The sequence below is a fragment of the Bradyrhizobium sp. CCGB20 genome, from assembly GCF_024199855.1.
Taxonomy (GTDB): domain Bacteria; phylum Pseudomonadota; class Alphaproteobacteria; order Rhizobiales; family Xanthobacteraceae; genus Bradyrhizobium.
On sequence record NZ_JANADN010000001.1, the window covers coordinates 5,694,087 to 5,705,823 of the forward strand.

The 11,737-nt window shown below is 65.0% G+C and carries 15 protein-coding genes and 1 tRNA gene; 7 read left to right on the top strand and 9 right to left on the bottom strand.

Going from position 1 to position 11,737, the window contains the following annotated elements; all coding sequences use genetic code 11:
• Positions 1-21 precede the first annotated feature (21 nt).
• A complete protein-coding gene (locus tag NLM15_RS26615) occupies positions 22-468 on the bottom strand; it encodes a hypothetical protein (RefSeq protein ID WP_254120385.1) in 447 nt (148 codons plus the stop codon).
• Positions 469-759: 291 nt separating this feature from the next.
• On the opposite strand from NLM15_RS26615, the gene NLM15_RS26620 reads away from it, so the two are divergent.
• Complete coding sequence (locus NLM15_RS26620) at positions 760-1,023, top strand: hypothetical protein (protein ID WP_254120386.1); 264 nt, start codon at positions 760-762, stop codon at positions 1,021-1,023.
• A gap of 29 nt (positions 1,024-1,052) precedes the next feature.
• Here the strand turns inward: NLM15_RS26620 and NLM15_RS26625 are convergent, their stop codons facing one another.
• Entirely contained in the window at positions 1,053-1,514 is a 462-nt protein-coding gene (locus NLM15_RS26625) for a host attachment protein (protein WP_254120387.1), read from the bottom strand.
• A gap of 314 nt (positions 1,515-1,828) precedes the next feature.
• Here NLM15_RS26625 and NLM15_RS26630 point away from each other — a divergent pair, with 314 nt between their 5' ends.
• The 4 genes from NLM15_RS26630 (at position 1,829) to NLM15_RS26645 (ending at position 3,879) form a co-directional block, all read left to right on the top strand.
• The gene (locus NLM15_RS26630) at positions 1,829-2,119 is read left to right on the top strand and encodes a hypothetical protein (RefSeq protein ID WP_254120388.1); all 291 of its coding nucleotides are present in this window, start codon (positions 1,829-1,831) and stop codon (positions 2,117-2,119) included.
• Positions 2,120-2,233: 114 nt separating this feature from the next.
• Positions 2,234-2,422 carry a hypothetical protein gene (locus tag NLM15_RS26635; RefSeq protein ID WP_254120389.1) on the top strand — a complete coding sequence of 63 codons (189 nt, stop codon included), beginning with the start codon at positions 2,234-2,236 and terminating at the stop codon, positions 2,420-2,422.
• A gap of 146 nt (positions 2,423-2,568) precedes the next feature.
• On the top strand, positions 2,569-3,534 hold the full coding sequence (locus NLM15_RS26640; protein ID WP_254120390.1) for a helix-turn-helix domain-containing protein: 966 nt from the start codon (positions 2,569-2,571) through the stop codon (positions 3,532-3,534).
• Positions 3,535-3,726: 192 nt separating this feature from the next.
• Positions 3,727-3,879 carry a hypothetical protein gene (locus NLM15_RS26645; RefSeq protein WP_254120391.1) on the top strand — a complete coding sequence of 51 codons (153 nt, stop codon included), beginning with the start codon at positions 3,727-3,729 and terminating at the stop codon, positions 3,877-3,879.
• 50 nt (positions 3,880-3,929) lie between these two features.
• Here NLM15_RS26645 and NLM15_RS26650 read toward each other — a convergent pair.
• The 3 genes from NLM15_RS26650 to NLM15_RS26660 form a co-directional block, all read right to left on the bottom strand.
• Positions 3,930-4,006: transfer RNA gene (locus tag NLM15_RS26650), tRNA-Arg, on the bottom strand.
• A 153-nt stretch (positions 4,007-4,159) separates the two neighbouring features.
• Positions 4,160-4,681, bottom strand: a complete 522-nt coding sequence (locus NLM15_RS26655; protein WP_254120392.1) for a hypothetical protein — start codon at positions 4,679-4,681, stop codon at positions 4,160-4,162.
• A 161-nt stretch (positions 4,682-4,842) separates the two neighbouring features.
• Positions 4,843-5,415 carry a hypothetical protein gene (locus NLM15_RS26660; protein ID WP_254124428.1) on the bottom strand — a complete coding sequence of 191 codons (573 nt, stop codon included), beginning with the start codon at positions 5,413-5,415 and terminating at the stop codon, positions 4,843-4,845.
• 175 nt (positions 5,416-5,590) lie between these two features.
• On the opposite strand from NLM15_RS26660, the gene NLM15_RS26665 reads away from it, so the two are divergent.
• Positions 5,591-5,977, top strand: coding sequence for a VOC family protein (locus NLM15_RS26665; protein ID WP_254120393.1), 387 nt, complete (start codon positions 5,591-5,593; stop codon positions 5,975-5,977).
• Positions 5,978-6,027: 50 nt separating this feature from the next.
• Here the strand turns inward: NLM15_RS26665 and NLM15_RS26670 are convergent, their stop codons facing one another.
• The gene (locus tag NLM15_RS26670; protein WP_254120394.1) at positions 6,028-6,519 is read right to left on the bottom strand and encodes a hypothetical protein; all 492 of its coding nucleotides are present in this window, start codon (positions 6,517-6,519) and stop codon (positions 6,028-6,030) included.
• Positions 6,520-6,779: 260 nt separating this feature from the next.
• On the opposite strand from NLM15_RS26670, the gene NLM15_RS26675 reads away from it, so the two are divergent.
• Positions 6,780-7,133 carry a GrlR family regulatory protein gene (locus tag NLM15_RS26675; RefSeq protein WP_305887447.1) on the top strand — a complete coding sequence of 118 codons (354 nt, stop codon included), beginning with the start codon at positions 6,780-6,782 and terminating at the stop codon, positions 7,131-7,133.
• A gap of 1 nt (position 7,134) precedes the next feature.
• On the opposite strand, the gene NLM15_RS26680 is transcribed toward NLM15_RS26675, so the two are convergent.
• From NLM15_RS26680 to NLM15_RS26690, 3 genes are all read right to left on the bottom strand, one after another.
• Positions 7,135-9,822, bottom strand: a complete 2,688-nt coding sequence (locus NLM15_RS26680; protein ID WP_254120396.1) for a PAS domain S-box protein — start codon at positions 9,820-9,822, stop codon at positions 7,135-7,137.
• A gap of 122 nt (positions 9,823-9,944) precedes the next feature.
• Entirely contained in the window at positions 9,945-10,859 is a 915-nt protein-coding gene (locus tag NLM15_RS26685; RefSeq protein ID WP_254120397.1) for a DMT family transporter, read from the bottom strand.
• Between the two features lie 80 nt (positions 10,860-10,939).
• Positions 10,940-11,734 carry an NUDIX domain-containing protein gene (locus NLM15_RS26690; RefSeq protein ID WP_254120398.1) on the bottom strand — a complete coding sequence of 265 codons (795 nt, stop codon included), beginning with the start codon at positions 11,732-11,734 and terminating at the stop codon, positions 10,940-10,942.
• Positions 11,735-11,737: the final 3 nt, after the last annotated feature.

Genomic DNA, 11,737 nt, shown 5'->3' on the forward strand with positions numbered 1-11,737 from the left:
GACGGCGTTCAGCTCAGCTGCTCACCATTCTTCCGGACAGGGGTCGATGATCTTCCAGAGCTCGACACCGTTCTTGATCTTCTTCATGTCGGTGGTGAGCCCACCATTGCGGCGAATCCAGTCCTTCACCGTGTCCGGGTAGTAGGACATCAGGTCGGACGTCCCCTCCGCGCTGGTGACCTTGATGCCGAAGGTGAAGGCCTTGTCGTAATAGGCCTGGTGGAAGCCGAGGCTCGCGCGCGGCGTCACGCAGATCTTGTTCATCGGCACGATGCCGAGCACCAGGGTGCAGGCCGAGTTGCAGATGCCGTCGATGATGACGCGCTCACCCTTCTCGCGGACCCGCTTGTACTTGGCCTTGTACTCCTCGACATAGCCGCCGTGGTCGCGGGTAATGTGCAGCTCGGCGCGCGCCGGCGTGGCGGCGGCGACGGAGAGCAACAGCAGGCTCAAAAGCGTGATGCGCATGGTGCGTGACGGCAGATGCCTTCAGGAATGGACCGGCCTCGAAGGACCCCCAAAGGGCCGGCAACAGGATTCTTAAGCGAATTCTCTTTGGTCATACTTGTGTGGGGAATTCGTTAAGCATCCCGAAAAGGCCAAAAATGGGCAGCCTTCGGCCCCATATCGGGCAATTCTGTCACACCCACCCGGGAATCTGCGGGATCGCCCCCGATTTCCGGGCGCCGGACGGGTGCCCCGGCGGCCCGAAATGGCTATAAACAGCTGTCCTATTCGCGCGGGTTCCGGAGAATCGAGATGAGCACGTTGAAGCTTGTAGCCGCGGTTGCTGCCCTGTCGGCTGCAATCCTCGCCCCTGCCGTCGCGGAGGCGCGGGGGCACCACCGGTACCACCGCTACTACACCAACCCGCTGCCCTATCCGATCAGCTATCTGCACAATTACGGCCCCGGCATCACCCCCGGCACCTTCGCCCTTTACGACGGCCCGTCGACCAACCATTGCTACCAGGGCTCGGCCACCTACATCGGCCAGGACCGCCGCCGGCACCCCTGCTACTGAGGGGCGCCGCGCGTCCTCTGCGGGTGCAGCTATCCGGCGGCCCCCGACAGCAGCAATTGCTTCTCGATCTCGTAGACCGGCAGCTTGACGAGGTCCTTGCCGACCTCGCCCTGGAGCGCTTTGCGCACGACGTCCGAATAATCGGCACGGATCATGCCGAGCGCGCGTGGTGAGGCCACCATGGTCAGCGCCGAGGTCTCGCCCGCACTGACCGCGGCATCAAGCCGTCCGGCCAGGCTCCGCAGAAAGGCGCGCTCGGCCTCATCGTGCCAATCGGTCTGCTCGACCGAGCTGCGCGCGCCGCCGACGGCGGCATTCAGCCGGCCGGGCGCATCGGTCCCCTGCGCACTGGTCGAGGGATTGGGCTGCTCGTGCACCTCCCGGGTGTGGAGGTTCGGAAACATCTCGTCGCCGAGGTTTTCCAGAATGAGCGCCTTGCGCCCGTCGCACACGACCAGCCAGTCACCCTTGTCTATTCTCATCTTGTCCATTGCGCAGCTCCAGGCAGTTTCGCAAGCCTGCTCTTCGAATTCCTCGAAAGGCTGGCCATAACGGAAAGATTAGAGACGAAGCCCGACCCGTGAATTGCGCAGGATCAAGGATGGCGGCGATGTCTTGCCAAGCAACGCCAACGAAAGCGCAGCATTGGTCACCCGCGCGAACCTGGGATAGTCTGGCGGAGCGAAAGGTCAGGCCTGCGGCGAAACTGGCTGAAGATTTGTTCATCAGCATTACATTTCGGCTCCGCCACAATTTGATCAGAACAACTTCGATATCCTTTATTGCGTAAGCAGAGGAAGACATCATGAATCCTAAGATTGGCCTCGTCGCCGCATCCCTGTTCGGTGCCTTGGTCGGTGCCCTCGCGGCATCGTCGGCGGCCTCCGCCATGCCTATCGCGCCCGCACCTGCGGTGCCGCAGGTCTCCGACGTCGAGCAGGTCCGCATGGTCTGCGACGCTTGGGGACGCTGTTTCTGGCGCCCGAACTACTATGGGTACTACGGGCCGCGGCCGTACTACGGCCCCCGGTATTACGGGTATGGGCCTCGCTACTACGGGCCTCGCTATTACGGGCCACGCTATCGCCGCTGGTGATTTTTGAAGGGGCCTTCGGGCCCCTTCGCATTTGCGAGATTGCAATTTGCGTGGAGCGATTCCAAAACTGATCTAGATCAAAGATGAAATTCGCCGTGCCGTCATTCTACGTCGATGGCGGATTTCATCGTTTTCCGATGCCCCCAGACGGGCATGAATGTGCAGACGCACCTCGAGAAGCAGCCAGGGTTTGAGGGGCGGAGGCCGGAAGGGCGGAGCTTCGAGTCCTTCGCCTGCCCCGCCTGCACGCGGCTCCATTTCATCGACCTCACCTCCGGGCTGCCGATGAGCCGAGACCGTTGACGGTGACATCGATCGAGCCAGCCTCTTGGCATGATGTCCGCAATACTACTGCCCGGAATCCGGTTTACTGAATCATCATGTTTCGCCATTGATGGCGATGTATCGATATTCATTTAATTGTCACATTTCAGCATCCGGCCAGAAGCATGTTCTTCGACGCCCTCGCTCCCTCCTCCGCCCTCCAGTTGGTCCGGTTCACCGATGTCGACGCGTTTCGGCCGGCCGAGTCGATGGAAGATGCCCGCAGCATTCCGCTCGACGTCGCCAATTTCGCAGCAGCCCGCGCGATCGTGAACCTGCCGGGGTGCCGGATCATCGTGGCGAGGTCGTTTGCGCGGATCCTCGATTCCACCTACCGCGCACCGGGCGGCATGGTGATCCTGCCGATGACCGACGATCTGCGGGCGAGCTCGAGCGGGATCGATCTCGACTCGCGCATTTTCATCGCCTTGCGCGGCAATCATCACTGCCATTTCGTCGAGCATCAGACCAATTACCACGCGCTGATCATGTTCTCGCCCACGCTCAAGGATCGCGGCTGGTTCGATCGCGCCGATGCGTTATGGGTTCGCCTGGCGGACCCCGCCGCTCACCTCTATGCGCGGCAGCTCGTGCAAGACATCCTGCGGACCGCGTCGGTCGAGCCGCACATGTTCGAAACCACGGAAGTCGCCGCGCATCTCCAGGAAGGCCTGCTGCTCGCCTTCGACGACCTGTTTCAGATCGACCCGCTGTCGGAGCGCAGCGCCCCGAGTGCAGGCGCGCGATCCGCCAGGCTCGTGCGGCAGATCGACGATTACGTCGCAGCCTATCCGACCGCTCCGATCTACACGGCCAATCTCGCCGGTGAATTCGGCGTCTCGGTCCGGACGCTCGGCGGCGCGGTGAGCAAGGTGTGCGGCATGAGCCTGCATCAATACATCCGGCTGAAGCGGCTGTGGGCCACGCGCTCGCGGCTCCTCAAGGGCGGCGGCGCGACGGTCGCCACATGCGCGCGCGCCCAGGGATTTCATCACCTCGGCGAGTTTGCCGCCGCCTACCGCGCGACCTTCCACGAGGCACCGTCGGACACGCTGGCACGGGCCCGGCATACCAGTTTCTCCGCAAGCTGACATCACGCGCGCAACGCCGATCGCACGGGCCTGCACCCCCGCGTCGGGCCGCGACGGAACCAGTCCCTTCGGACCGCATTAGCAAGTCCGAGAAGTGTGCCGCCAGCCAGCCCCCGGTGGCGCACCGAAGAGCCCCGCGCATCCACGCGCGGGGCTTTTTCTCGCCGTCAACGAAATGGTTCAGGGAAAAGAATGTCCATCAGCCGCAATCTATTGTTTCTGATCATCGGCGCTCTGGCCGTCACGGCAGCGGTGCTCGGCTACAATCTCTATCAGGCGAAAAAGCAGCCCGACGGCCTCCAGATCAATGTCGGCCCCAATGGGCTGAAGATCCAGGGCAAGTAAGGGAACCGGCGGATTGAGGCGGCCGGGCCTCGAGGCTCCGGCCTGACAAGTGGCGCGCTCGGAAGGATTCGAACCTCCGACCCTCGGAATCGAAATCCGATGCTCTATCCAGCTGAGCTACGAGCGCCCCGGCCCGGATCACGGGCGGTCACCAAACGTCACCTGGCGGTGCTGGGCAAGCCAGCACCGGGCCGCGGCGTTCGGATGGGTTCGAATTAGCAGAGAGACTGACCAATAAAAAGCCCTCCCGTCTCGTTTCGAGACGGGTCGGAGGCCGCTCTCACCAGGTGGAGTTGAAGAGACCGAAATGCGGCTGCTGGGCCACCAGCATCATCGGCCGGCCCTGCTGCGGCGCCGGATGGGCCCTCACGACCTTGCGCTTGGGCTGCGCCTGGATCTGCGGAACCTGGGTTTGAGGGAGCTGGGCCTGTGCCTGGACTTGCGGCCTGGCGTCGGTCTTCCTGGCGGCATCGGCCTTCGGGGCCGGCGTGAACTGGGCAAAAGTCTCGCGCACACGCGCCTTGGCCGACATCTCGGCCAGCGCCGGCGACACCGCCTCCGGCGGCTGCGGCGCAACGACCGCGGCTGTCTTCACGGCGGGCGCGGCAATCGTCGGCTGGCTGGTGTCGAGCACGACACGCTCCGGCAAATGGCGATCTGACCGGATCCGGATCAGGGGCTGGTCGTTGCTTGCGGTGGCAACGGCCTGTGCGACCGGTTGCGATGGCAGAACGTAATCTGCCGCGAACAGCAGTGCGAGCAAGGCTCCACCGACGAAAACGAAATACCTGAAAATGGGCATTGGCCGCGCTCCGCCCCCCGCATCCCCGCGTGGGCTCTTCGCCTTCAACAGGCGATCCTTTGATTGGTTCCTGCACCCGGCCCTAGGTTCAAATGGCAACGCCAAGTTTTTCGACCAAGCCCCGGGGACAGTAACTTTTCCGCTACCGGAGGCTGCGGCCCTTACGCGCGCCGTGCCGCGACCACCGAACATTTCGCCTGATCGGCATTAACGTTGATGAAGCCGACAGCGATACGCGCAAAGGTCTTGCGGCTCTTCATCGTTACAGTGTCGGCAAGCACGCGGCTGCGGTCGGTGAGATGACTGCCATCGCGCCGCGTGAACGCGCAGACAATCTCCAGATCCTTTACGGCATAGTCATTGTCGTTTCGCAGCGTGAAGGTCACCAGCGCCTTCGAGCCGAGCCCGCCACGGCGCCAGGTCTGCGATGAAATTCTGAGGCCATCGAGCTCCGCCGCAGCTGGAGCCTGAGCCTGGGTTATGGGCGAGACCACGGCTGCCGCATCGCCAGGGGTGGCAGGTTCGACGGTCGCCACGTCAGACTTCATCGGCTCGGCGCTGTTGCCTTTGGAAAGCGGCAGCAACATCCACACGCCGCAGCCGACGACGATCGCCGCCAGTAGCCAGAGCAGGCCTCGGCCAAACGAGACGCTCGCGATCGTCACGGCCCGCGCGAGGCGCTCGCTGCTCCCGGCGAAACGTCCAAGCCCAATCCGGTCAAACCTGGCTTTCATGGTTGCGCCACCGATCGCGGCCGACGCTCGTACGACAGCCTCGGCCACTGCTTACCCTAATCCAGGAGACGAACTAAGGTTCCCGCAGTTGCGAATCGGCAAGGACGGTGGCGATCACCGGCCGGGGCCGCTAACATGCGCTGCAACATCGAAGACCCCGTTGGGAGAGAATGAAATGCCAGTCGTCGTCACTTGGGATCACGTCCACCTGCGCAGCCCCGATCCGGAGGCCACTGCGGCGTGGCTGCGCGACATCCTCGGCGGCGAGGTCGTGCGCGCGCCGGGACGGATCGACGTGAATCTCGGCGGCGCAAAAATCTTCATCGCGCCGCTCGAGGGTGACAACGAAGTCAACCCGGCGCCGCCGCACCCGCATCAGGGCCTCGACCATTTCGGTCTCACCGTGAAGGACATCGACGCCGTCGCGGCCGAGATCAAGGCCAAGGGCGTCACCTTCACGCGCGAGCCGACCACGATCCGCCCCGGCGTGCGCATCTGCTTCATCCGCGGTCCCGAGGGCATCTCCATCGAGCTGCTCGAGCGCGACAAGAAATACACCTGACGCGGCGCCGCATCTGATGTCGCCGACAAGCCGGGCGTGCGATCGCCCGGCTAAGTCATGCTACCGGGCATAAAGCAGCGGATGGCGACGCCCGCGTAGCCGTAGATCGGCCACACCATGGTGCGCCCGACCCGGTTCGGCTCCGAGATGACGGCCTCCTCCGGCACGTCAACCCAGACGAGCTCCTGCTGCTGGCCGTCGGGCACATGACCCAGGCGCGGGATGCGGACACGATAGTGTCCGTCCTTGCTCTCCCAGTCGCTGTCCGAGAGCGCCGAGCCGTCGGCATCGGAGCAGCAGGGCCCCTTGCCGCTGCGCAGTCCGTCGAACCATGCCTTCAATTCGGCATTGGTGTTGACGAACTGGCCGCGGTCGCGCGCGTGCCCCAAGGGGGCTGCGAGTGCGATCAAGGCCGAGGCGCAAGCGAGGCTCGCCACGCTTCGCCAGCTTGGTGCGCCAGTCTGCCGTTGTGTTTCGCAAATCGTGGGACGCACACTGTACGGACGCGGCTCATCGCCGCCGGAATCGATCCAGTTGCTCACGTTTGTCTTGCTCCAGCACCCCGCGGCCAGTGCAACAATGGTTATGCATTTCGCGGGCCAACTTGATTCGCAACGACTGGCCCCGCGTCATGATCAGACCGTCATGGTGGTGTCACAGACAAGCCGGGACAACTACGGCTCGCGGCGGCAGGATCGCACCGGCGGCCGGCAAACTGCCGCGTTGCGCGCTTGAACGCGCTTTGGCATAAAAGCCCTACCGGTTACGCTATTGGGCGATGCTGGCCGGCCTGTGGGACGTTATGAAGAACGGCCTCTATTCGATTCACGTGAACCTGCTCGATGGTCGAGTCGGCAAGGGCAGCGGCGTAATTCTTTTTCGCGACGGCAAGATTCTTGGCGGCGATGCCTACCTCTATTACACCGGCAGCTACGTGGCGAAGGACAACAACACCTTCAAGGGCGAGGTGCTGGTGCAACGGCACACCTCGCCTCGGGGCAATGACAATCCGCTGTTCGGCGGCCCGGCGCCGGTCGGCATCGGCGTCAGCGGGACCTACACGGATACTCGCGCGGAGATGACGGGAACGGCGCTCGTCGGCAAGGCCAGCCTGATTTTCAACGCCACCCTGCACAAGCTCGCAGAGGCTGACTAGCCTACTCTGCTGCCTGCTCGAGCGGCGCCGTGCGCGGCAGGATGATCTGGATGCGCGTCCCCTCGCCCGGCTCGGAATCGAGATCGAGCCGCCCGCCGAGCCGGTTGGTGACGATGCTGTAGACGATGTGCAGTCCGAGGCCGGTGCCGCCCTGGTCGCGTCTCGTCGTGAAGAACGGGTCAAATGCGCGGCGGCGAACGTCGAGCGACATGCCGCAGCCGTTGTCGGAGAAGATGATCTCGACATTGTCCTTGCCGGACGCCCGCACCTGGATGTCGATGGTCCCCGGCCGGCCGTCCGGGAAGGCATGCGCCACCGAATTGAGAAACAGGTTGGTCAACACCTGGCCGTACGGGCCGGGATAGCTGTTCATGGTCAGCTCCGGCTGGCACTCGACGTTGAGCGTCAGATTGTGCTTGCGCAGGCCCGGCCGCAGGCTCATCACCACCTGCTCGGTGAGGTCGCCGAGATCGAAGCTGCGCTGGTCCGAGTAGTTGCGGTCGGCCGCGACCTGCTTGAACGACTGGATCAGCTCGGCGGCGCGGTTCAGATTGGAGACGAGCTGCGAGGACGCGTCGCGGCTGGTGTTGAGGAAGTCGTTGAGCGTGGAGCGACGGAGCTCGCCGCGCTCGACTTCGGAGGTGAACATCGCGGTCTTGCGCTCCAGCGCGGATGCGACCGTGAGGCTGATGCCGACGGGATTGTTGACTTCATGCGCGACGCCGGCGACGAGCCGTCCGAGCGCGGCGAGCTTCTCCGCCTCGATCAGCGAGGCCTGGGTCTCGCGCAAATTGCGCAACGCCGTCTCGGCGGATTCCTTGGCTTTACGCATCTCCTGCTCGCCGCGCTTGCGCTCGCCGATGTCCAGCGCCACGGTGACGATCCGCTCGATCTCGCCTTCGGCATCGAGCAGCGGCAGCTTGTTGACCAGCCATTGCCGCATGTTGCCGCCGGAATCCTTGTACTCCTCCTCGTAGAACCCGAGACCTTTTCGAAGCTTGAGCACCCTCTTGTCGCTCTCGTCGGACTTGGCCGCGCCGTAGCGGGACATCAGGTCCGCCGTGGTGCGGCCGAGCGCATCGCCGGGCTCGATGCCGAAGATGCCGGCCATGTAACGGTTCATCAGCACATAGCGCAGGTCGCGGTTCTTGACGTTGATGACCGCGGGCACGGTGTCGATGACCTGCTGGAGCAGGCGCCGGCCTTCGGCGATGGCGTCTTCCGCCCGCTTCTGGTCGGTGATGTCGCGCAGCGTACCCTCGTAGCGCACGATGTTGCCCGCCTCGTCCCGCACGCCCGTGGCGCTGTCGGACAGCCACAGGATGTTGCCGCTGCGCTGGCGCACCTGGTACTCGAACTCGCGCACGATGCCGTCGCGCGCCATCAGCCTCTGATATTCGTCGCGCGCCTCGGGATGGACGTAGATGGTGTGGGCGATGTCGTTGATGCTGTCGATGAGCTGCTGCGGGCTGTCATAGCCCATCATCCGCGCCAGCGCCGGATTGGCGTTGAGGAGATCGCCGGCCGGCGTCGTGACATAGATGCCGTCGACCGAACCCTCGAACAGTTTGCGGTAGCTCTCTTCGGCTAGGCGCTGCTCGGTCAGCGCCCGCACCGCGGCTTCGCGCGCGGTGTCCGCCTCCTCCAGCGCACGGCGGAACACTTCGGCCGCGCGCGCGATGTCGCCGATCTCGTTATCGAGGTCGGCCGACGGGATCGAGGTGTTCTTCTCGCCGGCTGCGAGCGCGCGGATCGACCGTGCGATCTGGGCGAGCGGGCGGACCGTCCGCCGCACCACGAAGCCCGCCGCGAGAATGCCGATCAGCACGCCGATGGAGCCGAGCGCGATGCTCTGCCACCGCGCCTCCGTCAGCGTGCGGGCGAAGTCGCGCGACAGCACGTGACCGCGCCTGGCGCTGACCTCGCGCAGGAGTTCCGTGACGCGGCCGATCAGGCGGCCCTCAGTGCCCAGCACCTCGCGGTCGATATCGGCGATCTGCCGTTCGCGGACGGCCACGGCCATGATCGCCTCGGCGTAGTCGTTGACGGCCGACTTCAGCTGGCTGTCTGGGATATCCATCGCCCGCATGCTCTGCGCGGCCTGCTCGGCCGCGGAAGGGTTGCGCGCGAGCAGTCCGAGCGCGATCCGACTCTGCGCCTCCGACAGACGGGAGGCCAGCTCGCGGTCCGCCGTGGCTCCGACGGCCACGTCGAACCGGTCGCGCAGCGGCGGCAGGCCGGCGAGCAGCTGGGCGCGGCGGTCGATCAGGGTCGAGATCCGCTCGAGGCCGTTGCGGTAGGTCGCGAGGCGCTCGGTGACCCCGTCGATCATGTCCTGCTGCTCGGGCGCGAGCTCGATGCGGGTCTTCTTCAGGATGTCGCTGAGCGTCGAGGCCGCCTCGCCCACCTGCTTGAACTGGGTGCCGGCACCGGGGTCGGTAACGAAGTCGCGCGCCGCGAGGCGCAGCTCGTTCATGCGGCGGTCGATGTCCTCGGCGAGGTCGCCGACGCTCTGGAGCCGCTGCAACTCGGCAAAGGTCGTGTCGATGTGCCGGATCGCGATCACGCTCGCCGTCGAGGTGACGATGATCACCGCCAGCACCAGGAGGAAGCTGCCGAAGGTGAGCTGGCCGATGGAGAGCGAGAATGTTCGCTTTTTCTCAGGGGTCGGCGTCAATTCGGCGGACATTTGGCTTTGAGGACCGGGCTACTGGTAGCCCAATATACGACGTATTGCGGCCCCGGGGGAACATGCCTGGGGCCGCCCAATATCCTTAATATTGTGGGCCGACCGCGCTCCTCCCCTCCCGATCATGACGTTTTGACGCTGACGGGCCGCCGGGCCGGGATGGTCATGGCGGCGACGCCGAGGACGACGCAGGCAAGGCCGATCCAGGCGGTCCGGCTCAGGGTCTCGCCGAGGAAGGCGACACTGATGGCGACCCCGATGGGCACGCGCAAGTAAGCCTGCGCGGTGGTGCCGACCGAGCCCAGGGTCTGGATCAGGCGGAAGTAGATCGCGAACGCCGCCGCAGTCGAGAACACGGCCAGCGCGAGCAGCGCCAGCACGGAACTCAGCGAGGGCGACAGCGTCCAGGGCTGTTCGACGATCAGCGAGGCCGGGATCAGCGCTGCCGCGCCCGCCAGCAGCGAGCCGGCCGCGGGCGCCATGGGATCGAGGCCCTTGAAGCTGCGGCCGAAGATCGCGGCACAGGCGTAGCAGATCGTCGCGGCGACAATGGCCGCCTCCGCGACGAGGCCGCTGCCGATGTCGTGGAAGGCATCGACGCCGACGATCAGCAAGATGCCGGCCATCCCGGCGACGACGCCGAACAGTTTTCGCGGGGTCGTCGCCTCGTGCCGGGTCACGACCGCCGTGAGCAGGAAGGTGAAGATCGGCCCAGCCGAATTGAGGATGGTGGCGAGCGCGGCATCGATATGGCGCTCGCCCCAGGCGATCAGCGTCCAGGGGATGACGCTGTTGAGGACGGCCTGGAATGCGAAGCGCTGCCAGGTCGCGACGTCCGTCGGCATCGTGATGCCCCGCGCCCACATGACGACCAGCAGGAGCACACCGGCTATCGTCGTCCGCGCCGCGATCAACGTGATCGGCGGAATGGTGGCGACGCCGAGCTTGATGAAGGTGTAGGAGCCGCCCCAGAGCGTTGCTAACGCGACCAGCAGCGCCAGCTCTACGGCAACGCTGGTATCCTGCCGGTTGTCCATGGCGCGCGCTCCGTTCCGTTGTCAGGGACGGAACCTAGCGCGTCCACGCGCGGCAATACTTCGCTCGATGTCGAAGTGTCCTAGCCGACCGCGCCGACCTCGAACACCTCGCCGTCATAGCCGGCTTCGCGGGGAATGCGGAGCTGTCGGCCGGTGTCGGTCTTGGTCATCACCGGCATCACCGTGACGATCGACATGCCCTTGGCATGGTCGAGCGCGGCCTTCACGCTGCCCTGCTTGGCGAGCCGGATCAGATTGCGCGTGGTCGGGAACGGCAGCTTGAAGCGGCCGCTCTCGCCGCCCTCCACGGCTTCGCGCGCCGACAGCCAGATCGAGTCGGTGGACTCTCGACCGTCGTGAGCACCGAGCTGGTCGGACGGCGCGGCCGCGAGGAAGAACCAGGTGTCGAACCGCTTCGGCATGCCCTCCGGCGTGATCCAGTGCGCGTAAGGCACCAGCGTGTCGAGCGCGAGCTGGAGGCCATTGTCGGCCAAAATGCTCAGGAAGCTGACCTTGTGCTCGTTGAGCGCGACGCGATGGCTATCTGCGATCTCGCCGGCGCGCCTGGCGTCGATCGGCGTGTTCGAGTCCTTCGAGCGCGCCAGCAAAATGCCGCTCTCCTCAAAGGTCTCGCGGATCGCGGCGATCCGAAAACCGCGATCCGCATCACTCAGGCCTTCGCCGCCCGAATACAGGTCGGATCGCTTGACGATCTCCTGATCGCCGGCGTCGACGCTGCCGCCGGGAAACACCAGCGCGCCCGAGTTGAACTCGATCTGATGATGGCGGACCATCATGAAGATCTCGACTTCCTTGGCGCCGTCACGGAGCAGGAGGATCGTCGAGGCCGGGCGTGATGCTGATGTCTCGGGCATTCA